This window comes from Streptomyces sp. NPDC030820 (assembly GCF_055572075.1).
This window is the reverse complement of sequence record NZ_JBVIEB010000004.1, coordinates 158473-181125: the sequence shown is the minus strand read 5'-3', so window position 1 is coordinate 181125 and position 22653 is coordinate 158473. Positions and strand designations below refer to the sequence as shown.

Annotated in this window: 19 protein-coding genes and 1 tRNA gene; 9 read left to right on the top strand and 11 right to left on the bottom strand. The window is 70.9% G+C overall.

The window, feature by feature from the left end; translation table 11 throughout:
* Window positions 1–2: 2 nt before the first annotated feature.
* The 6 genes from pth to ACZ418_RS12625 all read right to left on the bottom strand — a co-directional run bounded on the left by pth (window position 3) and on the right by ACZ418_RS12625 (window position 5175).
* Window positions 3–605, bottom strand: coding sequence for an aminoacyl-tRNA hydrolase (gene pth, locus ACZ418_RS12650; RefSeq protein WP_468361253.1), 603 nt, complete (start codon window positions 603–605; stop codon window positions 3–5).
* Window positions 606–695: 90 nt separating this feature from the next.
* The gene (locus ACZ418_RS12645; RefSeq protein WP_468361250.1) at window positions 696–1292 is read right to left on the bottom strand and encodes a 50S ribosomal protein L25/general stress protein Ctc; all 597 of its coding nucleotides are present in this window, start codon (window positions 1290–1292) and stop codon (window positions 696–698) included.
* A 209-nt stretch (window positions 1293–1501) separates the two neighbouring features.
* Window positions 1502–2482, bottom strand: coding sequence for a ribose-phosphate diphosphokinase (locus ACZ418_RS12640; RefSeq protein ID WP_450674010.1), 981 nt, complete (start codon window positions 2480–2482; stop codon window positions 1502–1504).
* Between the two features lie 154 nt (window positions 2483–2636).
* Complete coding sequence (gene glmU / locus ACZ418_RS12635) at window positions 2637–4085, bottom strand: bifunctional UDP-N-acetylglucosamine diphosphorylase/glucosamine-1-phosphate N-acetyltransferase GlmU (RefSeq protein WP_468361246.1); 1449 nt, start codon at window positions 4083–4085, stop codon at window positions 2637–2639.
* Window positions 4086–4220: 135 nt separating this feature from the next.
* Window positions 4221–4291: transfer RNA gene (locus ACZ418_RS12630), tRNA-Gln, on the bottom strand.
* Between the two features lie 11 nt (window positions 4292–4302).
* Window positions 4303–5175 carry a hypothetical protein gene (locus ACZ418_RS12625; RefSeq protein ID WP_468362315.1) on the bottom strand — a complete coding sequence of 291 codons (873 nt, stop codon included), beginning with the start codon at window positions 5173–5175 and terminating at the stop codon, window positions 4303–4305.
* Between the two features lie 166 nt (window positions 5176–5341).
* Between ACZ418_RS12625 and ACZ418_RS12620 the strand changes: the two genes are divergently transcribed.
* On the top strand, window positions 5342–6655 hold the full coding sequence (locus tag ACZ418_RS12620) for a sensor histidine kinase (RefSeq protein ID WP_468361243.1): 1314 nt from the start codon (window positions 5342–5344) through the stop codon (window positions 6653–6655).
* Window positions 6656–6675: 20 nt separating this feature from the next.
* Here the strand turns inward: ACZ418_RS12620 and ACZ418_RS12615 are convergent, their stop codons facing one another.
* Together ACZ418_RS12615 and ACZ418_RS12610 are read right to left on the bottom strand one after the other, a co-directional pair.
* On the bottom strand, window positions 6676–7170 hold the full coding sequence (locus tag ACZ418_RS12615; protein ID WP_468361240.1) for an SUKH-3 domain-containing protein: 495 nt from the start codon (window positions 7168–7170) through the stop codon (window positions 6676–6678).
* Between the two features lie 52 nt (window positions 7171–7222).
* A complete protein-coding gene (locus ACZ418_RS12610) occupies window positions 7223–7738 on the bottom strand; it encodes a YwqJ-related putative deaminase (RefSeq protein ID WP_468361237.1) in 516 nt (171 codons plus the stop codon).
* Between the two features lie 297 nt (window positions 7739–8035).
* Between ACZ418_RS12610 and ACZ418_RS12605 the strand changes: the two genes are divergently transcribed.
* From ACZ418_RS12605 to ACZ418_RS12580, 6 genes are all read left to right on the top strand, one after another.
* Entirely contained in the window at window positions 8036–9064 is a 1029-nt protein-coding gene (locus tag ACZ418_RS12605; protein ID WP_468361234.1) for an SMI1/KNR4 family protein, read from the top strand.
* A 10-nt stretch (window positions 9065–9074) separates the two neighbouring features.
* Complete coding sequence (locus tag ACZ418_RS12600; RefSeq protein WP_468361231.1) at window positions 9075–11927, top strand: SUKH-4 family immunity protein; 2853 nt, start codon at window positions 9075–9077, stop codon at window positions 11925–11927.
* Between the two features lie 63 nt (window positions 11928–11990).
* Window positions 11991–12917, top strand: a complete 927-nt coding sequence (locus tag ACZ418_RS12595; RefSeq protein ID WP_468361228.1) for an RNA polymerase subunit sigma-70 — start codon at window positions 11991–11993, stop codon at window positions 12915–12917.
* Between the two features lie 111 nt (window positions 12918–13028).
* Window positions 13029–13586: a dihydrofolate reductase family protein gene (locus ACZ418_RS12590; protein ID WP_468361225.1), complete on the top strand. Its 558-nt coding sequence runs from the start codon at window positions 13029–13031 to the stop codon at window positions 13584–13586.
* Window positions 13583–13900, top strand: a complete 318-nt coding sequence (locus tag ACZ418_RS12585; RefSeq protein WP_468361222.1) for an EthD family reductase — start codon at window positions 13583–13585, stop codon at window positions 13898–13900. Before ACZ418_RS12590 ends, ACZ418_RS12585 begins: the two co-directional genes overlap by 4 nt.
* A 165-nt stretch (window positions 13901–14065) precedes the next feature.
* Window positions 14066–14938 carry a DivIVA domain-containing protein gene (locus ACZ418_RS12580; RefSeq protein ID WP_468362313.1) on the top strand — a complete coding sequence of 291 codons (873 nt, stop codon included), beginning with the start codon at window positions 14066–14068 and terminating at the stop codon, window positions 14936–14938.
* 53 nt (window positions 14939–14991) lie between these two features.
* On the opposite strand, the gene ACZ418_RS12575 is transcribed toward ACZ418_RS12580, so the two are convergent.
* The 3 genes from ACZ418_RS12575 to ACZ418_RS12565 form a co-directional block, all read right to left on the bottom strand.
* Window positions 14992–16638 (bottom strand): sodium/solute symporter, encoded by a 1647-nt coding sequence (locus ACZ418_RS12575; RefSeq protein WP_468361219.1) that lies wholly within the window; start codon window positions 16636–16638, stop codon window positions 14992–14994.
* The gene (locus tag ACZ418_RS12570) at window positions 16635–17135 is read right to left on the bottom strand and encodes a DUF485 domain-containing protein (RefSeq protein ID WP_468361216.1); all 501 of its coding nucleotides are present in this window, start codon (window positions 17133–17135) and stop codon (window positions 16635–16637) included. Before ACZ418_RS12570 ends, ACZ418_RS12575 begins: the two co-directional genes overlap by 4 nt.
* Window positions 17136–17331: 196 nt before the next feature.
* Window positions 17332–18837, bottom strand: coding sequence for an MFS transporter (locus ACZ418_RS12565; RefSeq protein ID WP_468361213.1), 1506 nt, complete (start codon window positions 18835–18837; stop codon window positions 17332–17334).
* Between the two features lie 419 nt (window positions 18838–19256).
* Between ACZ418_RS12565 and ACZ418_RS12560 the strand changes: the two genes are divergently transcribed.
* On the top strand, window positions 19257–20045 hold the full coding sequence (locus ACZ418_RS12560) for an ABC transporter ATP-binding protein (protein WP_468361210.1): 789 nt from the start codon (window positions 19257–19259) through the stop codon (window positions 20043–20045).
* Complete coding sequence (locus ACZ418_RS12555; protein WP_468361207.1) at window positions 20042–22621, top strand: ABC transporter permease; 2580 nt, start codon at window positions 20042–20044, stop codon at window positions 22619–22621. Before ACZ418_RS12560 ends, ACZ418_RS12555 begins: the two co-directional genes overlap by 4 nt.
* Window positions 22622–22653: the final 32 nt, after the last annotated feature.

The window sequence follows — 22653 nt, the reverse complement described above, 5'->3', positions numbered from 1 at the left end:
TGTCAGGAGTTGTACGCGCTCTGCGCCCGCTCCAGCCCCTCGATCACCAGACACTCCACCGCATCCGCCGCACGGTCCACGAAGTAGTCCAGCTCCTTGCGCTCCGCCGACGAGAAGTCCTTCAGCACAAAGTCCGCCACCTGCATACGACCCGGAGGCCGGCCGATCCCGAACCGCACCCGGTGATAGTCCGAACCCATCGCCTTCGTCATCGACTTCAGACCGTTGTGCCCGTTGTCACCACCGCCCAGCTTCAGCCGCAGCGTGCCGTAGTCGATGTCCAGCTCGTCATGCACGGCCACGATGTTCGCCACCGGCACCTTGTAGAAGTCCTTCAGCGCATTCACCGGACCACCGGACAGATTCATGTACGACATCGGCTTCGCCAGGATCACCCGCCGGTTCGCCGGCCCCGCCGGACCGATCCGCCCCTCCAGCACCTGCGCCTGCGCCTTGCCCGCCCGCTTGAACTTCCCCCCGATCCGCTCCGCGAGCAGGTCCGCCACCATGAAACCGACGTTGTGCCGGTTCATGGCGTACTCCGGCCCGGGATTCCCGAGCCCGACGATCAGCCAGGGCGCATTGGCGGGGGTGGTCACGTCCATCTCTCCTTGATACGCGCCAGCCGCCGCTCCCCGCGAGGGACAGCGGCGGCTGAACGGATGACGACGACGTCAGAGGCTGACGCCGGCTGATCAGGCCTCGGCCTGCTCCTCGCCCGCCTCGGCGGCCTCGCCCTCGACCTCCTCGATCTGGGCCTGCAGCACCTGCAGAACGACCGCGTCCTCCTCGACGGCCAGGGTCACACCGCTCGGCAGCGTGATGTCCTTGGCCTGCACGGAGTCACCGGCCGCCAGACCCTCGACGGAGACCGTGACCGCCTCGGGGATGTGCGTGGCCTCGGCCTCGACCGGCAGCGTGTTCAGGACGTGCTCCAGCAGGTTGCCACCCGGGGCCAGCTCGCCCTCGGTGTGCACCGGGATCTCGACCGTGACCTTCTCGCCACGCTTCACCAGCAGCAGGTCGACGTGCTCCAGGAAGCCCTTCAGCGGGTCACGCTGCACGGCCTTCGGGATCGCCAGCTCGTTGGTCTTGCCGTCGATGTCCAGGGCGATCAGGACGTTCGGCGTACGCAGCGCCAGCAGCAGGTCGTGACCCGGGAAGGTCAGGTGCAGCGGCTCGGAACCGTGGCCGTACAGCACACCCGGAACCTTGTTGTCACGGCGGATGCGGCGCGCGGCACCCTTGCCGAACTCGGTACGGGTCTCGGCGGTGAGCTTCACCTCGGACATGATGATCACTCCTCGTAGGAACTCGGAACGGACGTGGTCACCCGGCCACGAACGGCCTGCTACGAAGAGCGCGTCGATAACGGACCGCCGTACCCCGTCAGAAACGGAGAACGGCCTCCCTCGCCGAGCAACTGCAGCAGTCTACTCGGACCAGGAGGCCGCACCCAAAAGGATCTTCGGCTACCTCACGCAGTGAGGCCGCAGAAACCTCACTGCTCGTCGAACAGGCTCGTCACCGAACCGTCCTCGAACACCTCACGCACCGCACTCGCGATCGTCGGAGCGATCGACAGCACCTTGATCTTGTCCAGATCCCGGCCCAGCTCCGCCGGCGTAGGCAGCGTGTTCGTGAACACGAACTCACTCACCCGGGAGTTCTTCAACCGGTCCGCAGCCGGACCGGACAGCACACCGTGCGTCGCGGTCACGATGACGTCCTCCGCACCATGCGCGAACAGCGCATCGGCGGCCGCACAGATCGTCCCACCGGTGTCGATCATGTCGTCGACAAGCACACACACGCGGCCCTTGACCTCACCCACGACCTCGTGGACGGTCACCTGGTTCGCCACATCCTTGTCCCGCCGCTTGTGCACGATCGCCAGCGGCGCACCCAGCCGGTCACACCAGCGGTCCGCCACCCGCACCCGCCCCGCGTCCGGCGACACGACCGTCAACTTGTCCCGGTCCACCTTCTCGCCCACATAGTCGGCAAGCAGCGGCAGCGCGAACAGATGATCCACCGGACCGTCGAAGAAACCCTGGATCTGATCCGTGTGCAGATCCACCGTCAGAATCCGGTCCGCCCCCGCCGTCTTCATCAGATCAGCGATCAGACGCGCCGAAATAGGTTCACGACCCCGGTGCTTCTTGTCCTGCCGCGCGTAACCGTAGAACGGCACAATCACCGTGATGGAGCGAGCCGACGCACGCTTCAGCGCATCGATCATGATCAACTGCTCCATGATCCACTGATTGATCGGAGCCGTGTGGCTCTGGATCACAAAGCAGTCCGCACCACGCGCCGACTCCTGATAACGAACGTAGATCTCACCGTTCGCGAAGTCGAAGGCCTTCGTCGGGACAACCCCGACACCCAGCTCGTGGGCGACCTCCTCGGCAAGCTCGGGGTGGGCGCGGCCGGAGAAGAACATCAACTTCTTCTCGCCGGTCGTCTTGATCCCGGTCACAGCACAGTCTCCTCAGAGGTTGTCTCAGCCAGCCGGCCGCTACGCCGGCCTCCCGCCTGGGCATGAGAGGCCGAACCAGCTGGTAGGGGTGCGGGTGCACGTGTGCGGATGTGCACTTATCACGGTACGCCGTGTTTGACGTACCCGTTTCCGGTCAGTCCTCGCTCTCGCCCCTCCGGGACGCCGCCTCGGCCGCCTTCGCCGCCGCGCTCCCCGGACGCTTCCGAGCCACCCAACCCTCGATATTCCGCTGCTGACCACGGGCCACGGCCAGCGAACCGGGCGGCACATCCTTCGTGATCACAGACCCGGCGGCGGTGTAAGCACCGTCCCCGACCGTGACAGGAGCCACAAACATGTTGTCCGAACCCGTCTTGCAGTGTGACCCGACGGTCGTGTGGTGCTTGTGCTCTCCGTCATAGTTCACGAACACACTCGCCGCCCCGATGTTCGTGTACTCACCGATCGTCGCGTCACCCACATAGGACAGATGCGGCACCTTGGTGCCCTCACCGATCGACGCGTTCTTCGTCTCGACGTACGTCCCGATCTTGCCCTTGGTACCGAGCCGGGTCCCGGGCCGCAGATACGCGTACGGCCCGACGGACGCCTCCGGCCCGACCACGGCCCCGTCCGACACGGTGTTGTCCACCCGCGCCCCGGCACCGACCGTGGTGTCCTTCAGCCGGCTGTTGGGCCCGACCTCGGCACCTTCACCGATGTGCGTCGACCCGGTGAGCAGCGTGTTGGGATGAACGAGGGCGTCCCGCTCGAAGGAGACGGTCACGTCCACCCAGGTGGAGGCAGGGTCTACAACGGTGACCCCGTCCAGCATCGCCGCGGTCAGCAGCCGCTCGTTGAGAATCCGGCGCGCCTCGGCCAGCTGCACCCGGTTGTTGATCCCCGCGATCTCCCGGTGATCCCCGGCCACGGAGGCCCCGACCCGATGCCCGGCCTCGCGCAGGATGCCCAGGACGTCCGTCAGGTACTCCTCACCCTGACTGTTGTCCGTCCGCACCTTCTTCAGCGCGTCCGCCAGCAACTGCCCGTCGAACGCGAACACCCCGCTGTTGATCTCCCGGATCGACCGCTGGGCGTCGGTCGCGTCCTTGTGCTCCACGATCGCGGTCACGGCACCCGTCGCCTCGTCGCGGATGATCCGGCCGTACCCGGTGGCGTCCGGAACCTCGGCCGTCAGCACGGTCACGGCGTTGCCGTCGGCGGCGTGGGTCCCGGCGAGCTGCTTGAGCGTGTCGGCGGTGAGGAGCGGCGTGTCCCCGCAGACGACCACCACGGTCCCGTCGACGGCCCCGCCCAGCTCCTCCAGGCCCATCCGCACGGCGTGCCCGGTCCCGTTCTGCTCCGCCTGTACGGCGGTCCTGGTGCCCGGGTCGATCTCGGCGAGGTGGGCGGCGACCTGCTCACGGGCGTGGCCCACGACCACGACCAGGTTCTCCGGATCCAACTCTCGGGCGGCGGCCAGCACATGGCCCACGAGGGAACGGCCACAGATCTCGTGCAGGACCTTCGGTGTGGCCGACTTCATACGGGTGCCCTCACCCGCTGCGAGAACGACTACGGCTGCCGGGCGGATGGCGCTCACGGGGTTGCCCTTCGGCTGTGGGTGAGTGGGGGTGACAGCCGCAGGATACCGGGGTGTTTCTTGGGGGAGGTGAGAGCGGGCCCTGACGAGGCTTTCGCCGGTCAGGACCCGAACCTGGGTTTTGTGTGCTGTGCGCTCCCGGAGAAGGATTCGAACCCTCATTCAACGGACCAAAACCGTTTGTCCTACCCTTAGACGATCCGGGATTGATTGCGCGCTATGTCCGATTTTGTTGATCGGCTTCGCGTACGGCCTCCACTATGCCGTACCAAGAGCCTTCGATGCGACGGTACAAGTCGGCACCTTTCAGGACTTTGATCACGAGGCACCCGCGGTAGTTGTCACCGGTGTTCTTGCGGACCGTCTTGGGGTTGTGCTTCTTGAGGGTTGTCTTGTTGAAGGCGGAGCGGTCGGCGCCGACGAGGTTTGCCCAGTACCGTTCGGCCCCCGCCACGTCTGCGTTCTCGTGGATCATCACGGTGTAACGCAGTCGCTCGCGCTCCACTCCCAGCAAGTCGAGCCAGGCGAGGAAGACCTCGATGACCCCCGGGTCGCTGTTCACGAAGGTGACGTTTTCGCGGCGGTCGTACGGCTTGTCCTTGCTTCCTTCGGCCCAGTAGAGGCTCACGCCCGCCAAGAACAGTTCGCGGACGGAGAGCCACCCGATCGCCTGCTTGGCCGCATCCTTGGTCCGTTGGCGCTCCTCGTCGCGGATCCGCAGCTTCGCTTCCCAGCCCCGCCTTGCGATGGCTGCCGCCTCCTCCGGGCTCCGCTTGCGCTCCGGCCTCGGTAGATCCCGCACCCACAGTGAGATCGAACTCTTGGAGCACCCCAGCTCCACCTGGATCTGGTCGTAGGTCCACCCCTGGAGCCGTAGCTCCCGCGCCCTCTGCCGCAGGTCGTCCTTCGCGTTCGGGCGCTTCGTCCATTCCGGTGGCGGCTCGCCCTCCAGGAGGCGGTTGAGGATGTCGTTGTTGTCGACGTGCAGCCGGTCGCGGATCTGTCGTCGGCTGAGCCCTGCCCGCCGCAGGGCCACCGCCCGCTCCCGCAACCCTTCGAAGTCGGCGTACCTGCCAGGTGAATGTGCCATGGGCATACCGTCCGGCCGGAATGATCCGTTCCGGAGTCGAACGCGAAGGGTTCACCAGTTCGAGTGATTCTGGTGGGTTTCGAGGTCGTTCGGTTACGGAGTGTGGTGTGTGGAGGTCGGTGAAAGTCACCGGAAAAGCCGCAGCGGACGCCCGTAGGCTGGGGGCATGACCACGACGGGGGAAGAGCAGGCCACGGCCCTGACCGGGCCGTGGTGGTGGGCCAGGTGGCGCAGTGCCGTGCTCGACGGGAGTCTCGCGCTGGTGTCCGCCGTTGAGTGCGGAGCGGAGGGTGTTCCCTTCGCCCGGGATGCCGGCATTCCGATGGCGGTGGGGATCGTTTTCGGGGTGATCGCCGGCTCCGTGTTGCTGGTACGGCGGAAGTGGCCGATCGCCGTCGTGCTGGTCGCCATCGCGATCACGCCGGCGCAGATGGGGTTCCTGCTGGGGATCGTCGGCCTGTACACGCTCGCCGCGTGTGAGCTGCCGCGCCGGATCATCGGGGCGCTGGCGGGGATGTCGCTGGTGGGGACGGCGGTGGTGACGTTCGTGCGGGTGCGGCAGGACATGGCGCGGGGCGATCTGACGCTGGGTGACTGGTTCGTGCCGTTCGCGGCGGTGACGACGGCGTTGGGGCTGACGGCTCCGCCGGTGCTGCTGGGTCTGTATGTGGGGGCGCGGCGGCGGTTGATGGAGAGCCTGAGGGAGCGGGCGGACAGTCTGGAGCGGGAGCTTCAGTTGCTGGCCGAGCGGGCGGAGGAGCGGGCCGAGTGGGCGCGTAACGAGGAGCGGACGCGGATTGCGCGGGAGATGCATGACGTGGTCGCGCATCGGGTGAGTCTGATGGTGGTGCATGCTGCGGCGCTTCAGGCGGTTGCGCGGAAGGATCCGGAGAAGGCGGTGCGGAATGCGGCGCTGGTGGGGGACATGGGCCGGCAGGCGTTGACCGAGTTGCGGGAGATGCTGGGGGTGCTGCGGGCGGGGGAGGATCCGGTGCGGCGGGTTCCGGGGGTGCCGTTGGCGGCGGTGGGGGTGGCGGCTGCGGCTGCGGCTTCCCGGGTGGCCGAGGGGGACGGTGGGGTGGAGGGGCCGTGTCTGTCGGAGCTGGAGGAGTTGGTCGGGCAGTCGGCGGCTGCGGGGATGGTCGTGGTGTTGTCGGTGGAGGGGGAGGTGCGGTCGTATGCGGCGGAGATCGAGCAGACGGCGTACCGGGTGGTGCAGGAGGCGTTGACGAACGTCCACAAGCATGCGGCGGGTGCGAAGACGCATGTGCGGTTGGCGCATCGGGTGTCGGAGATCGCGATGCAGGTGGAGAACGAGCCGCCGCCGGAGCCGGGGTCGGGGTTGGCGGCGGGGTTGCCGTCGGGTGGGAACGGCCTGGTGGGGATGCGGGAGCGGGTCGTGGCGCTGGGTGGTGTGTTTGTGTCGGGGCCGACGGATGCGGGGGGTTTCCGGGTGTCGGCGGTGATTCCGGCGGCGTAGGCGCGTGTGCTCTGCGGGGGTCAGCCGGCGGTGAGGCGTACGGGTTCGAGGCCGGTGACGAGGGTGGTGAGGGCGTGGTCGATGTCGGGGCCTGCGTACCAGTCGCCGGTGTGGTCGAGGGTGTAGACGCGGCCTTCGGTGTCGATGGCGAGGACGGCGGCGGTGTCGGTTTCTTCGCCGAGGGGGCAGAGTTCGGTGCCGAGGGCGCGGCCGAGGTCGCCGAGGGTGCGGGCGTGGTGGAGGCCGTGGAGGGGGTCGAGGTGGAGGGTGGCGGGGGCGATCTGGCGGCCGGGGCTGTTGGGGGTGATGGTGAGGCCGCCGAATTCGGCCCAGGCTTCGACGGCGGCGGGGAAGACGGTGTGCCGGTGTCCGGCGGGTGAGGTGTGTTCGCGTAGGGCGTCGGCCCAGATTTCTGCCTGCTTTATGTCCCAGCGTCCGGGTTGCCAGCCGGCGGCGCGCAGGGCGGCGTCGACGAGTACGGGGAAGCGCGTGGTGGAGGTGCGGTCGGGGTGCATCTGCCCTTCGTTCTCGTCGAGTCGCTGGTGTTGTCGGTGTTGGCGGGGGTTGTCAGTCGTCGGTTGTGGTGGGGTCGACGATGCGGACGCCGAAGTGGGCGCTGAGGGCGGTGCAGGCGCGGCAGGGGGTGGCGAAGCTGCCGTGGAGGGGGTCGCCGTCCTCGCGTATGCGGCGGGCGGTGAGTTTGGCGTGTTTGAGGGCTTTGCGGGCTTCGCTGTTGGTCATGGGTTTGCGGGCGGCGCGTTTGCTGCGTGCGGCGTCGGCGGCGGTGAGGTGCCGGGAGATGAGGATGGTTTCGGCGCAGCGGCCGGTGAAGCGGTCGCGTTCGCCGCTGGTGAGGGTGTCGAGGAAGTCCTGGACGAGGGGGTGCAGGGCGGGTGGTTGGTCGCTGCGGGCGGCGGTGCCGGTGAGGGTGGCGCCGCGGACGGAGAGGGCGGCGGCGACGGTGGGCAGGATGCCGTCGCGGCGGTGGCGGAGGGTGGGGGCGGGGGGTGTGTCGGTGCCGCTCCATCCGATGCGTGGGTCGCCGGACCGCACGTCGGTACCTTCGGTTCGCAAGGTGTTCATGATCGTTTTTTCCCTCCCCGGGTGGTCCCCGGCGTCCCCCGAAGGACACAGGGTGCCAAATGCCGTGGCGGGTGCGGAAGCTGGGGCGGTGCGACACGCCCGTGTCGGGGCTGGTCGTGACGGTGGGGTGACGGCTGGTCACGGAGGTGGGGGGTGGTGTCCGGGGTGAGCGGAGGGGTGGTCTCCTCGGGGGGTGGTGGGCCGGTGACCGGGGTTCGCGTACCGCATAGGCTGTCGGCATCCGCGATCGACACCGCCGATTTGAGGCCAGAGAGAACGCCGCAGGGGGCTACCGCCATGACGACAGGTCGGCTCGGGCAGCAAGCCGCGCCGCCGAACGCGGCCTATGCCGGGCAGGTCGTGCACTTTCCGGATCCGGTCCGTGCGGCGCGTCACCCGAGAGGGGTATGGGTCGATGAGCGTGGTTATCCGGATTTCTCTCCGTACGCGCGTGTGGCGGTGGAGATCGCCGAGCCGCCGGAGGGTTTCGGTGTCGACGAGTTGCGGCTGACGGACTATGTGTCGGCGAATGCGGCGTTGGCGGCGGAGCGGCATGAGTTGTGGGACACGGTGCCGGATGTGGCGACGCCGCACGGCTGGACGTGGCATCACGTGGCCGGGACGCGGCGGTTGGAGCTGATTCCGGTCGAGGTGAAGGCGTTGCTGCGGCATCACGGTGGGGTGGCGACGGCGGCGGTGGACCATGGCAAGCGGGGGACGCGGCCGTTGCAGGAGACGCGGCCGGCGCATTTCGGGCTGCCGAAGTCGGGTGTGGCGGTGTCGGAGGCGCAGGTTCAGGGTGTCGAGGAGGATCTCGGGTACCGGCTTCCGGGTGCGTATCGCTCGTTCCTGAAGGCGGCGGGTGGGTGTGCGCCGGTGGGTACGGCGCTGGCCGCGGAGTTGGGTCTGCTGGTGGACCAGCCGTTCTTCACGGTGCGTGAGGAGGCGGCGGTCAATGACCTGGTGTATGTGAACAAGTGTCTGCGCGACCATCTGACGAAGGATTACCTCGGGGTGGCGTTCGTGCAGGGCGGGTTGCTCGCGGTGAAGGTGAAGGGCGAGCGGCCGGGTTCGGTGTGGTTCTGCGCGTACGACGATGTGCGTGATGTGGATCCGTCGTGGTCGCCGGCGGAGCGGGTGGAGCGTCTGCTGCTGCCGTGCGGTGACGATTTCGACGTCTTTCTGTCGCGGCTGGCGGGGAGTCCGCCGGAGTTGGAGACGGTGGCGAATCTGATGGTGGACGGCGGCTTCGCGCGTGTCGTTCCGGTGTCTTCCGGTCTTTCCGGTTCTTCCGGTGCGGCGTCTTCCGGTCCGGTGGGGGAGTGAGCTTCAGGCGATGGTGACCTACGCGCAGGCGCAGGAGCGCGCCGAGGAGTGGATCAACGGTGATGTGCCCGCGTACCAGCATCGTGAGGTGCGGGTGCGGGAGTTCGAGCTGGGTTTCGTGGTGTGGGGCGAGGACCGGGCGGAGGGTCCGCGTTCGGATGCGGGTGCGCAGCGGCTGGTGATTGCGCGGGACAGCGGGGAGGCGACGCTGTGGCCGGGGCTGCCGGTGGGTGAGGTGATCCGCCGGTACGAGGAGGAGTACGGCCGTGCGGAGGGGCCGCAGGATGCGGTTCCGGCGCCGGCTGCCGTGCGGATGGATCTGAATCAGACGTCGTTCCTGCTGACTCCTCCGGAGTGGTTGCAGGAGGCGGCGGACAAGCTGGGCATCGGGGACCGGCGGCCGGGGCGCGAGGACGGTGCCGGTGCCGGGGCGTCCGGTGGTGGTGCGGGCGGTGGTGCCGGTGGCGGTGCTGGGGTTTCGTCCGGTGGGGCGGGGCCGGCGCAGACGCAGGCCGGGGTGCCGGCGGACGCGTCCGGGGCGGCTGCTCCTGCGGGTGCGCCTTCGGCTGATGTGCCGGTGGGGGCCACGCCCTGGGCCGGTACGGACACGAACGCGGACTCCGGTGAGGACGACCGTTCGGTGCCGTTGCCCGCGACGGTGTTCGCGCCGCCGTTGAGCGATGCCGAGGACGAGGGTCCGCAGCCGCCGGTGAGCGTGCCGGATGCGAAGACGGCGTTGATGTCGGGGGGCAGTCAGCTGCCGCCGACAGCGGTCGCGCCGGCGCTCGATACGTCGGACACGCCGAGTGTGCAGGGCTTCCCGCCGGGCGCGCCCGGTGTGCCCGGGGCGCCCGCCGCTCCTGGGGTGCCGGGCGTTCCGCAGGGCAGTACGCCCCCGCCGCCCGGTACGCCGCCGTACGGCTACCCGCAGCAGCCGGCGGCACCCGGGACGCCGCCGCCGGGCGTGCCCGCGTACCCGCCGGTTCCCGGTGCGCCGGGCGTTCCGCAGGGCAGTACGCCCCCGCCGCCCCCGGGTGCGCCGACCTACGGCTATCCGCAGGGTCCCGGCGCTCCGCAGGGTGCTCCGGGTTACGGCTATCCGCAGGCGCCCGCGCCGGGTGTGCCGCAGCCTCCGGCCGGCACGGGTGCCCCGGCGCGGCGGCTCGCGCCGAATGCCGGGGACATCGCGGATGCCGCGACGAGCAAGGCCGCGCCGCCGCCGAAGAAGGCGCGCGGTGGGGTGGGTGTGCCGCCTCCGCCGCCGGGTGCCCCCGGTACGCCGGGCGCGCGTCCGGGGGGCGCGGCGACGCCGCCTCCCGCGCCGGGTGCGCCTGCCGGTGGGTATGTGCCGACACAGCTGGTGTCGGCGCTCGGTCCGGAGGGGCCCGAGGGTCCGGGTGGTGCAGGCGGGGCGCAGGCGCCGGGGGCGCCGAATGCTCCGGGTGCCCCCAATCCGCCGGCCGCGCCTCCGGGCAACGTGCACCACGCGGCCACGGTGCTGGCCGACCCCGGTCAGCTGGGCGGAGGCGTGCCGCAGCCTCCGGGCGCGCAGGGTGCTCCGGGCGCCCCGGGTACGCCTCCCGTGCCTGGCGCGCCGCAGCCTCCGGGCGCCCCCGCGGCTCCTGGTGCCCCGTTGCCGCCGAGCGGCGCTGCCGGTCCCGGCGTGCCCGGCGTGCCGGGTGGGGGGCGCGAGGGCGTGCACCACGCGGAGACGGTGCTGGCCGCGCCCCCGGTGACCGGTCCGGGCGCGCCCCCGCCGCCGCCCGCCCCCGGCGCACTCGGCATGCCGCCGGGCGTGCCGGGTGCCCCGCAGCCGATGCCTCCGGGTGCGATGCCGCCGCCGGGCGCGCCCGGGCAGCCGCCGGCGTACGGGTATCCGCAGCAGGGGCAGCCGACGGTGGGTCCCGGCTATCAGGCCGTGCTGCGCTATCGCGCGCAGGACGGTTCGGAGCAGCAGCTGATCCGGCGTTCGGCGCCGGGTACGCCGCACCCGGAGTGGCAGATCTTCCACGAGCTGCGGGCGATGAACGTGCCGCCGGACCAGGTGCTGGAGCTGCACACGGAGCTGGAGTCGTGCGAGCTGCCGGGTGCCTACTGTGCGCGGATGATCCGGGAGCAGTGGCCGCAGGCGCGGATCACGAGCATCGCGCCGTACGGCACGGACCAGGCGAGCCGGCAGCAGGGCATGCAGCAGTTGCTGGCGCACCAGGGCGAGTTGCACCAGGTGGCGGACGGTCCGGCGCGGCCCGTGCCGGTGCGGGCGCCGTTGCCGCCGGTGCAGGCCGCGCCGGCCGTTCCGCCGGAGGGCATCGCGCAGGAGCTGGCGGCGGCGTTCGGGCCGGGGGTCTTCCGGTTCGAGCAGCAGGCGGTGTCGCGGCAGGGTGTGCCGCCGATCGTGGCGCACACGCTGGTCGTGGCCGGGCTGCCGGTGGACATGGGCCCGTTCTTCTGGGCGCAGGCCCAGCCGGGCCGCCCGGTGCCGACGCTGGCGGAGCTGGCGGCCGAGCGCGGGGTGCAGCCGGCCCCGGACGCGGGCTCGTACCTCGTCATGGGCACCGACTTCGGCAAGGCGATCTGTGTGCAGTACGGCACGGCGAACATCGTGGCCGTGCCGGTGGAGGCGGGGCCGGGCGGGGCTCCGGTGCCGCCGCAGTTCGTGAACACCGGGCTGCCGGAGTTCGCGCGCTGCCTGGCGCTGCTGGGCCGGATGTGGCGCCTGCGGTACGGGCTGAACCAGGAGCAGGCGGGCCGCTGGACCGTCGACTTCCAGGCGCAGCTGGCCGCCCTGGACCCGGCGGCGCTCGGTTCGCCGGAGAGCTGGTGGTCGGTGCTGCTGGAGCAGATGTGGGACGGGCTGCTGTAGCGAAGCCGGCCCGGCGTGAGCGGATCATGCCCTTCACGCGCGCGTGAAGGGCATGATGGGCCGGTGGACTTCGAGCCGTACCGGGGCGAGCTGGTGGCGTACTGCTACCGCATGCTGGGCTCGTTCCACGAGGCCGAGGACCTGACGCAGGAGACGATGCTGCGGGCCTGGAAGGCACGGGACCGCTACGACGCCACGCGCGCGTCCGTGCGGACCTGGCTGTACCGCATCGCGACCAACGCCTGTCTGAGCGCTCTGGAGAGCCGTTCGCGCCGCCCCCTGCCGTCCGGGCTGGGAGCGCCGTCCGGGGATCCCGGCGCGCCGCTGACGCCCGCGCCGGACGTGCCGTGGCTGGAGCCGTTCCCCGAGGCGCGGTTCGACGTGGAGGCGCGTGCGGATCTGCGGCTGGCGCTGGTGGCGGCGCTGCAGCTGCTGCCGGCGCGGCAGCGGGCCGTGCTGGTGCTGCGCGAGGTGCTGGAGTTCTCCGCCGCCGAGGTCGCCGAGCAGCTGGAGACGTCGGTGACCGCGGTCAACAGCGCGTTGCAGCGGGCGCGCGCCGCCCTCGCGCGCGGGGGTGCGGGCGTCGCGATCGACGGGGTCGGTGAGCCGGAGGATCCCGAGGTGCGGGCGGTGGTGCTGCGCTACATGCGCGCCTTCGAGGCGGCCGACGTGCCGGCGCTGGTGCGGCTGCTCACCGAGGACGCGGTCCTGGAGATGCCGCCGGTGCCGCTGTGGTACCGGGGCAGGCGGGACTACGGCCTGTTCATGGAGCGGGTGTTCGCGCTGCGCGGCACGGGCTGGCGGGTGGAGCGGGTGGCGGCCAACGGGCAGCCGGCGCTCGCGGCGTACGCGCCGGAGCCCGGCGGTGGCCATGCGCTGCACACCGTGCAGGTCCTGACGGTCGTCGGCGGCCGGGTCGCTCGGAACGTGGTGTTCGCCGATCCGCGCGTCCTGGCCGCGTTCGCGCCCCCTGCGTCCGTCGCCCCGTGAGATGACACGGCCTGCGACGGCGATCCCGACGCGATTTTCCGGTGCGGGCGATGAGTCGGGTCGCTGCCGCCGGTAGGTACCGGTGAGCAACCCAGCGAAGGGACCGTCGTCATGAGTGTCGTCGTCATCGAGTTCATCAGCCTGGACGGGATCGTGTCCGACCCGGACGGGTCCGCGGGTACGCCGTACGGCGGCTGGGCCTTCCGGCACGGCCCGGAGGCGGTCGCCGGGGACAAGTTCCGGCTCGGCCGTGTGCTGGACGAAGGGGTGCTGCTGCTGGGCCGTACCACCTGGGAGCTGTTCGCGCGGCTGTGGCCGGGCCGGGACACCCCGTTCGCCGCGCGGATGAACGCCGTACCGAAGCTGGTGGCCTCCCGTGGCACCCCGGACGTGTCCGCATGGACCAACTCCCGCCTGCTGAAAGGGGACCTCGCGGACGCCGTGCGCGCCGAGCGGCGGGACGTGGTCGTCACCGGCAGTCTCGCGGTCGTGGCCGCGTTGCGGGAGAAGGACCTGGTCGACGAGTACCGGCTGCTGACCTTCCCGGTCGTGCTGGGGCAGGGCCGGCGGCTGTTTTCGGCCGGGAGTGAGCCGGCCGAGCTGGAGTGCCTGTCGGCCGAACGGGTGGGCGCCGCCGTTCTCACGCGCCATGGGAGGGCCGCACGATGACGGCCCGTTTCCTCGCCCTGTACGAGAACCCTGCCGACCCCGAGGCGTTCGACCGGCACTACCGCGAGGTGCACATCCCGCTCGGCCGGCGGCTGCCCGGTCTGCGCCGTTACACGGTCGGCCGGGAGACGGCGGCGGTGCGCGGGGGTGCGCCGTACTACCTGGTCGCGTCGCTGGAGTGGGACTCGCTGGAAGAGCTGCGCGCGGCGTTCGCCTCGCCCGAGGGACGCGCGACGGCGGCGGACGCGGCGCGTCTGGCGCAGCTGGCGCCCGTTCGCAGCGTGATCGTCACCCTGGAGGAGGACGTGCTGTAGCCGGCCCCGCCCGCCGCACCGATCGCGAAGTGCGGGGTTTCGAGCGTGATGTGACTGCGGAGTGTCGCGTTATGAACACTTACGCCCGATCCATCAAGATATGCGCGAAATCATCCTGTCGTGTATGTCCGGTGGAGAGGGGTTCCCAGGGTGAGCAGCGCATCGATGTCGCCGCACGGCTTCGTGACGGTCCGGGGGCGCGGCTACCGCCCCGAGCAGGTCGACGCCTTCCTGGAGGAGCTGTCGCAGGACCGCGACGCCGCGTGGGAACGGGCCGCGCGGCTGACCGTGCTCGCCAAGGACATGGAGACGGAGGCCGCGCGGATGCGCGAGGTCGTCGCCCAGCTCGCACCGCAGACGTACGAGTCGCTCGGGGAGGGCGCACGGCGTGCGTACCAGCTCGTGCTGGAGGCGGCGGCGGACCTGCGCGAGCGCACGCGGCGTGAAGCGGAGCAGCACCTCGCGCAGGCCGAAGCGCGCGCCGAGAGCGTACGCCGGGAGGCGCAGGAAGCGGCGGACGCGCTCCGCGCGGAAGCCGACGAACGCGCCCGCCGGCGGCTCCTCGCCGCCCGTGCCGAGGCCGACGACCTCCGCGTCGGCGCACGACGCGACGTGAAGGAAGGGCGCTCGGAGGCGCTCGCCGCGTTGCGCGAGGTACGGCAGCGCACCACCGGCATGCTCGCCGAGCAGTCCCGGGAGCACGCCGAGCGGTGGGCCGAGGCCGAGCGCGAGGCGGCCGAGCGGGCGGCCGAGCTGGACGCCCGGCACGCCGAGCGGATGAGCCGGGCCGAGACCGCGCTGTCCGACGCCGAGCGTGCCCTCGGGGAGGCCGAGGAGTACGCGCGCCGCGTCCAGGAGGAGGCACGCGCGCGTGCCGTCGAGATCATCGCCGACGCGCGCGTGCGCGAGGAACACATCGCCCGGGAGACGGAACAGGTGCTGCGCGAGCACGGCGAGACCTGGGACGACGTACGGGCCCACATGGACCAGGTCCGCAGCAGCCTGATCTCACTGACCGGCAGAGCGGCCCTGGAATAGCCCCCCCAGCCGCGAGCCCCCGGCACCCTGCGCCGCTCCCCGCCCCGCCCCGCTCAACCCCCCTTCCGCACCGCCCCCGCCAGAATCCACCCCTCCACTGCCTCGTACTGGTGCCGCTGCTGTTCCGCCTTGGCGCGGCCCGAGGCGAGGGTGCCGAGCCAGCCGAAGAGGAAGCCGGCCGGGATGGAGACGATGCCGGTCGTGGTGAACGGGAACCAGTTGAAGTCGGCGTGCGGGAACGCCGAGACGGGTGAGCCGGAGACCAGGTTGGTGCCCGGCATGAGCAGCAGCACGGTCAGCGTGCCCCCGATCAGCGTCGCCAGCAGCCCGCTGCGGGTATAGCGGCGCCAGAACAGCCCGTACACCAGGGCCGGCGCGATGGCCGAGGCACCCAGGCAGAAGGAGAGCGTCACCAGGGGCTGCAGGCTGTGGTGCTGCACCATCGTGGCGAGCAGGATCGTCGGCACGCCTGTCGCGAGCGCTGAGAGGCGCGCGAGGGCCATCTCCCGCCGGGCCGGCATCTCCTGCACGCGGGCCGCGAACACGTCGTGGGCGAGGGAGTTGGCGCAGGCGAGGATCATTCCGGCGACCGAGGCGAGCAGGGTCAGGAAGATCGCCGTCGTCACCATGGTGAACAGGAAGGTCTCCGCCGTGGACACGTCCGCGCCGAAGACCGCCCGCGAGCCCAGCAGATACGCGGTGTTGCCCTGCGGATCGGCCCCGGCGATCACGGCACGGCCGACCAGCGCCGTGGCGCCGAACCCGACCACGGTGATGATCAGCACGAACAGCGCGACGATCGACACCGCCCAGGACATCGAGCGGCGCACCTGGCGGGCGCTGGAGGCGGTGTACATGCGCATGGTGATGTGCGGCAGGACGCCGCCGCCGAGCACCACCGTCAGCTCCGAGGCGATCATGTCGAGGCGGGACCTGCCCGACGTGCCGAACTCCAGCCCGGAGCGCAGGAAAGCCGGCCCGGCGCCGCTCTGCCGCGAGGCCGCGGTGAACAGCGCGCCGGGATCCCAGTCGAAGCGGCGCAGGATCAGCACGGCGACCACGGCGCCCGACCCGACCAGCATCACGATCTTCAGGATCTGGATGAGCGCGGTGCCCTTCATGCCGCCGATCGCCGCATAGGCGATCATCAGGGCGCCCAGCCCGACGACGCACGCGGTCTTCAGCGACTCGTCGGTGAAGCCCAGGATGAACGCCATCAGCTGCCCGGTTCCGGCGAGTTGGACCAGCATCAGCGGCAGCAGCGCGGCGATCGTCACCGCGCAGGCCGTGATGCGCACGCAGCGCCCCGGCAGCCGGCGGGCGAGCGCGTCGCCCATGGTGAACCGGCCCGCGTTGCGCAGCGGTTCGGCCAGCAGGAACATCAGCAGCATCAGCGACAGCGCGGTGCTCAGGGCGAGGGCGACTCCGTCGTAGCCGCACAGGGCGATCACCCCGCCGGTGCCGAGGACGGTGGCGGCGGAGATGTAGTCCCCCGCGATGGCGAGGCCGTTGCGCAGCGGGGACAGGGAGCCGTAGCCGGTGTAGAACTCGTCGAGGTCGTCGCGGTCGGGGCCGGTCATCACGCACAGCAGCAGGGTCACCGTGGCGACGGTGGAGAAGGCGACCAGGGACATGGACTGGGCCGTGCCGCTGAAACCGGTGAAGCCTCCCACGGCCGGAGTGCCGGCGGCGGCGGTCATCGGGCCGCTCCTCGGCGTGCGTCCAGTTCGGCCTGCTTGCGGATGCGGTCCGCGAGCGGATCGACGTGCCGGCGCGCGGTGTGCTCGTACAGCGCGATCGCGAGCCAGGTGACCGGGACCTGGATCACGGCGAGCAGCAGACCGGCGGGGATGCCGTCGGCGACCGTGCGCGTCATCACGCCGGGCGCGGACGCGGACAGCACCAGGAACAGCGTGAAGTAGCCCAGCGCGGTGAGCGTGGCCGTACGCCGCTGCCAGCGGTAGGCGCTGCGCAGCACCCGCAGGTCGCTGTGGTGCCCGAGGGGTTCACGGGGCGGCCGGCGGTCCGGGAGCGGCGGCTGCGCGGGAGCGGGCTGCCAAGGGTAGGTGAGGTGGGGCGGGTCGTACGGCGGTTGGGGTAGGTCGTACGACCGTTGGGGCGGGGCGTACGGAGATCGGGGTGGTGCGTACGGAGATCGGGGCGGGCTGTACGACGGGTGCGGCGGGTCGTAGGACATCCCGGGGCTCCTTGCTCGGCTCGGGTCCGTGGCGGCGGACCGCAGGGAGGTGGGGGGCGTGCGGAGCCACGCACGCTACTCGCGGGTTTCGGGGACGCGTGGCGTTTTCACCGAACTGGCCGGTCGGTATGCGCTTACTACGCGAAAACACGTGCCGACCTGGGGTGTTACCCGCGTTAACCGACCTCTCGTGCGCTCACTCCTCGCGCACCGGGAACCGCCGCGGTGCCACCAGCAGCAGCACCAGGAAGGCCAGGGCCGCCGCGGCCGCCGCACCGAGGTACACCGCGTGCACCGCGTCGGCGATCGCGTGCCGGGTCGCCTCCGGGGCCGTACCGGCGTCCAACGCGCGCGTGACGGAGTCCAGATCGCCCGCGCCGCCCAGCCGCGCGGCCAGCACCCCGTTGGCGACGGCGCCGAACAGCGAGGCGCCCAGGGTCTGTCCGGTCTGCCGGCAGAACAGCACGGACGCGGTCGTGGTGCCCCGCTCCGACCAGCCCACCGTCGACTGCACCCCGACGATCAGCGGCAGTTGGAACAGCCCGAGCGCCGCGCCCAGCAGGAGCATCAGCAGTGTCGGCTGCCACCACGAGCCGGGGTAGGGCAGGAACGGGAACGCGCACAGGATCAGCGCGGCCAGCCCGATGCCGAGCAGCGCGGTGTCCCGGAAGCCGATGCGCCGGTAGACGTGCTGGCTGAGCGCCGCCGACACCGGCCAGCTGAGCGTCCACACCGACAGCACGAAACCGGCGGCCACGGGCGCGAGTCCGAGCACCGACTGCGCGTACGTCGGCAGGAACACGCTCGGCGCCACCATCAGCAGGCCCAGCGCGCCGAGCGCCAGATTGACGGCCGCGATCGTCCGGCGCCGCCACACCCACCCGGGGATGATCGGTTGCGCCGCCCGCCGCTCCACCGCGACCACCACACCGGCCAGCGCCAGACCGGTGCCGAACAGTGTCAGCGAGGGCGCCGACAGCCACGGCCAGGCGACCCCGCCCCGCACCAGCGCGGTCAGCAGCACCCCGCCGCACGCGAACACCGCGAGCGCACCCGCCCAGTCCACGCGCGCGTACGCGCCGTTTTCCGGCTTCTCGCGTTCGGGCTCGTGCAGATGACGGACGATCAGCCACAGCGCGGCGGCGCCGATCGGCAGGTTGATCAGGAAGATCCAGCGCCAGTCGGCGTACGCGGCGAGTACCCCGCCGAGCCCCGGCCCGGCCACCGCCGACACCGCCCACACCGTGGACAGCTTGGACTGGATCTTCGGGCGCTCGGCCAGCGGATACAGATCGGCCGCGAGCGTCTGCACGGTGCCCTGCAACGCCCCGCCGCCGAGCCCCTGCACGATCCGGAACGCGATCAGCGCCGCCATGTTCCAGGCGCCCGCGCACAGCAGCGAGCCCAGCAGGAACACGCCCGCGCCCGTCACCAGCACCGGCTTGCGGCCGAAGGTGTCGGACAGCTTGCCGTAGACGGGGAGCGTGACGGTCACGGCGAGCAGATAGCCGGAGAAGAGCCAGGAGAAGACGGAGAACCCGCCGAGGTCGCCGACGATCTGCGGTACGGCCGTGGAGACGATGGTGGCGTCCAGCGCGGCCAGCGCCATCGCCAGCATCAGCGCGGCGACGACGGCGCCTCGGCGCCGGGTGCCCTCCGTATGGACCTTGCCGCCGCGTATCGCGGGTGTCGTGCCCCCCACCGGATCCCCTCCCGTGCCCATTGCACCTATTTCCGGTACGACAGCTTCCCACGGCAGCCGGAACTTGACCCTGACGCGACGGGAGGGTGGAGGCTTTCCGCACCGAAGGGTGGAGACGACCCCGAGGGGATCTCCGCCCACGGGTGGACCACCCCTAGGGGTACCTCCGTACTACGGCTCGGGGAGGGTTCGTTCCGGCGGAGGACGAGGGGGGCCGGGCCCGGTCCTTAACCTGGCTTTACGCCGCCGGGGGTGGCCGACCGCACCGGCGGGGTGGGGTTTTCCCCCGGGAAAGAGGGGGCTTCGCACCAGCGCGGGAGGGCCCCGCCGGCCGTGAGACTCGACGGCGTACCCGAGACGACGCCCTGGCACGCCGGGGCACCACTCACCGATTTGCCGACCGATACAGGAGACATACCGTGACATCGGCTGTGACCATTCCCAGGGACGGGGGCACTGGAGGGCGTACGGCCGTTGCCGCGCGGGCGCGGCAGGTCGTGAAGGCGTACGGGTCCGGTGAGACCCGTGTCGTCGCCCTCGACCACGTGGACGTGGACATCGCGCGGGGCCAGTTCACCGCCATCATGGGCCCCTCGGGGTCCGGCAAGTCCACGCTCATGCACTGCCTCGCCGGGCTCGACACCGTCACCAGCGGCAAGATCTACCTGGACGAGACCGAGATCACCGGACTGAAGGACAAGAAGCTCACCCAACTGCGCCGGGACCGGATCGGCTTCATCTTCCAGGCGTTCAACCTGCTGCCGACGCTGAACGCCATCGAGAACATCACGCTGCCCATGGACATCGCGGGGCGCAAGCCGGACAAGGCCTGGCTGGACCGCGTCGTGGAGACCGTCGGCCTCGCCGGACGCCTCAAGCACCGGCCGGCCCAGCTCTCCGGCGGTCAGCAGCAGCGCGTCGCCGTGGCCCGCGCCCTCGCCGCCCGCCCGGAGATCATCTTCGGCGACGAGCCGACCGGAAACCTCGACTCGCGCGCGGGCGCCGAGGTCCTCGGCTTCCTGCGCCGCTCGGTGGACGAGCTCGGCCAGACCATCGTGATGGTCACCCACGACCCCGTCGCCGCCTCCTATGCCGACCGCGTGCTCTACCTCGCCGACGGCCGGATCGTCGACGAGATGCACCAGCCGACGGCCGATCAGGTCCTGGACCGCATGAAGGACTTCGACGCCCGGGGGCGTACCTCATGACCGTCATGAAGACCTCGCTGCGCAACTTCTTCGCGCACAAGGGCCGGATGGCGCTCTCCGCGATCGCGGTCCTGCTGTCGGTGGCCTTCGTCAGCGGCACCCTTGTCTTCACCGACACGATGAACACCACCTTCGACAAGCTGTTCCAGGCCACGGCCTCGGACGTGACGGTCAGCGCGAAGGGCTCCTCCGACACCGGCGAGACCACCTCCCGCACCGGCAAGCCGCCGGTCATGCCGGTTTCCGTGGTCGGCGAGGTCCGCGGCGCCCAGGGTGTGCGGAAGGCCGAGGGCACGGTGTTCTCCACCTCGGTGACCGTCATCGACGCCAAGAAGGACAAGCTCTCGCCCAGCAGCGGCGCCCCGACCATCGTCGGCAGCTGGAACGGCAACGACGCCCGCACCATGAAGATCACCTCCGGTACGGCGCCCAAGGGCCCGGACCAGGTCATGGTCGACGAGGACACCGCCGCCAAGCACCACCTGAAGCTCGGTGACGACATCGGGATGATCTCGGTCGTGGGCACGCACCACGCGCGCGTGTCCGGCATCGCCGCCTTCAAGGTCACCAACCCCGGCGCCGCGATCTTCTACCTGGACACGAAGACCGCCCAGCAGACCCTGATCGGCAAGACCGGCGTCTACACCAACATCAACGTCACCGCCGCCCAGGGCGTGACGAACGACCAGCTGAAGAAGAACGTCACGGCCGCCCTCGGCCACGGCTACAAGGTGCAGACCGCCAAGGAGGTCGCCGACGCCAACCAGAAGAGCGTCGAGAGCTTCCTGAACGTCATGAAGTACGCGATGCTCGGCTTCGCCGGGATCGCCTTCCTCGTCGGCATCTTCCTGATCATCAACACCTTCTCCATGCTGGTCGCCCAGCGCACCCGCGAGATCGGCCTGATGCGCGCCATCGGCTCCTCCCGCAAGCAGGTCAACCGGTCCGTGCTGATCGAGGCGCTGCTGCTCGGCGTGATCGGCTCCGTGCTCGGCGTCGGCGCGGGCGTCGGCATCGCGGTCGGCCTGATGAAGCTCATGGGCAAGATGGGCATGCATCTGTCCACCGACGATCTGACCGTCGCCTGGACGACCCCCGCCGTCGGCCTGCTCCTCGGTGTCGTGGTCACCGTCCTGGCCGCCTACCTGCCCGCCCGGCGCGCCGGCAAGGTCTCCCCGATGGCCGCCCTGCGCGACGCCGGCGCCCCCGCCGACGCCAAGGCCGGCACCGTCCGCGCCGTGATCGGGCTGCTCCTCACGGCCGCCGGCGGCTGGAGCCTGTACGTCGCCGCCACCGCCGACAAGGCCAAGGCCGGCTCGGGCTGGCTGGGCCTGGGCGTGGTCGCCACGCTGATCGGCTTCGTCGTCATCGGCCCGCTGCTGGCCGCCGGACTGGTCCGGGTCCTCGGCGCGGTCATGCTGCGGATCTTCGGCCCGGTCGGCCGCATGGCCGAGCGCAACGCGCTGCGCAACCCGCGCCGCACCGGCGCCACCGGCGCGGCCCTGATGATCGGCCTGGCCCTGGTGGCCTGCCTGTCGGTGGTCGGCTCCTCCATGGTGGCCTCGGCCACCGACCAGCTCGACAAGACCGTCGGCACGGACTTCATCATCTCGCCCGACAACCAGCAGCTGATCAAGCCGCAGGAGGTTCAGGCCGTCAAGTCCGCCCCGGGCCTCGCGCGGGTCACCGAGTACCGGCCGACCCAGGCCGACTTCACCACCCCGGACGGCAGGACCCTCAAGGACACCGCCATCACGGGTGCGGACCCGACCTACGCGACCGACCTGCGCACCAAGACGGTCGCCGGTGACCTCAAGGACGCCTACCGGCCCGACTCGATGTCGGTCCACCAGAAGTTCGCCGAGGACCACGGCATCCACCTCGGCTCCAGGATCTCCGTGGCCTTCCAGGACGGCTCCACGGCCCACCTGACGGTGCGCGCGATCACCAGCGACGACACCGTCATCGACAAGGGCGCGATGTACACCTCCCTGGCCACCATGGCCAAGTACATCCCCGCCGACCGGATGCCGCTGGACCAGCTGGTCTTCGCCTCCGCCAAGGACGGACAGCAGGCCGCCGCCTACAAGGCGCTGAAGAGTGCGCTGCACAGGTATCCGGAGCTGACCGTGCGCGACCAGACCGACTACAAGAAGGCGCTGAAGGACCAGATCGGCCAGCTGCTGAACATGATCTACGGCCTGCTCGCGCTCGCGATCATCGTCGCCGTCCTGGGTGTCGTGAACACCCTGGCCCTGTCGGTGGTCGAGCGGACCCGGGAGATCGGCCTCATGCGGGCCATCGGTCTCTCCCGCCGCCAGCTGCGCCGCATGATCCGCCTGGAGTCCGTGGTGATCGCCGTCTTCGGCGCCCTGCTCGGCCTCGGCCTGGGCATGGGCTGGGGCGCGACCGCCCAGAAGCTCCTGGCGCTGCAGGGCCTGAAGGTTCTCGACATCCCCTGGCCGACGATCATCACGGTCTTCATCGGCTCGGCCTTCGTAGGCCTGTTCGCCGCGCTGGTCCCGGCGTTCCGGGCGGGCCGGATGAATGTGCTGAACGCGATCGCGACGGACTAGCCGCGCAGGCTGGACCGACGCCACGACCACCG

Excerpts from the sequence above, each read along its gene's own strand:
- pth (WP_468361253.1), bottom strand. The coding sequence starts at position 605 with ATGGACGTGACCACCCCCGCCAATGCGCCCTGGCTGATCGTCGGGCTC.
- ACZ418_RS12645 (WP_468361250.1), bottom strand. The coding sequence starts at position 1,292 with ATGTCCGAGGTGAAGCTCACCGCCGAGACCCGTACCGAGTTCGGCAAG.
- ACZ418_RS12625 (WP_468362315.1), bottom strand. The coding sequence starts at position 5,175 with ATGGCACATTCACCTGGCAGGTACGCCGACTTCGAAGGGTTGCGGGAG.
- ACZ418_RS12620 (WP_468361243.1), top strand. The coding sequence starts at position 5,342 with ATGACCACGACGGGGGAAGAGCAGGCCACGGCCCTGACCGGGCCGTGG.
- ACZ418_RS12615 (WP_468361240.1), bottom strand. The coding sequence starts at position 7,170 with ATGCACCCCGACCGCACCTCCACCACGCGCTTCCCCGTACTCGTCGAC.
- ACZ418_RS12610 (WP_468361237.1), bottom strand. The coding sequence starts at position 7,738 with ATGAACACCTTGCGAACCGAAGGTACCGACGTGCGGTCCGGCGACCCA.
- ACZ418_RS12605 (WP_468361234.1), top strand. The coding sequence starts at position 8,036 with ATGACGACAGGTCGGCTCGGGCAGCAAGCCGCGCCGCCGAACGCGGCC.
- ACZ418_RS12600 (WP_468361231.1), top strand. The coding sequence starts at position 9,075 with ATGGTGACCTACGCGCAGGCGCAGGAGCGCGCCGAGGAGTGGATCAAC.
- ACZ418_RS12590 (WP_468361225.1), top strand. The coding sequence starts at position 13,029 with ATGAGTGTCGTCGTCATCGAGTTCATCAGCCTGGACGGGATCGTGTCC.
- ACZ418_RS12585 (WP_468361222.1), top strand. The coding sequence starts at position 13,583 with ATGACGGCCCGTTTCCTCGCCCTGTACGAGAACCCTGCCGACCCCGAG.
- ACZ418_RS12580 (WP_468362313.1), top strand. The coding sequence starts at position 14,066 with ATGTCGCCGCACGGCTTCGTGACGGTCCGGGGGCGCGGCTACCGCCCC.
- ACZ418_RS12575 (WP_468361219.1), bottom strand. The coding sequence starts at position 16,638 with ATGACCGCCGCCGCCGGCACTCCGGCCGTGGGAGGCTTCACCGGTTTC.
- ACZ418_RS12570 (WP_468361216.1), bottom strand. The coding sequence starts at position 17,135 with ATGTCCTACGACCCGCCGCACCCGTCGTACAGCCCGCCCCGATCTCCG.
- ACZ418_RS12555 (WP_468361207.1), top strand. The coding sequence starts at position 20,042 with ATGACCGTCATGAAGACCTCGCTGCGCAACTTCTTCGCGCACAAGGGC.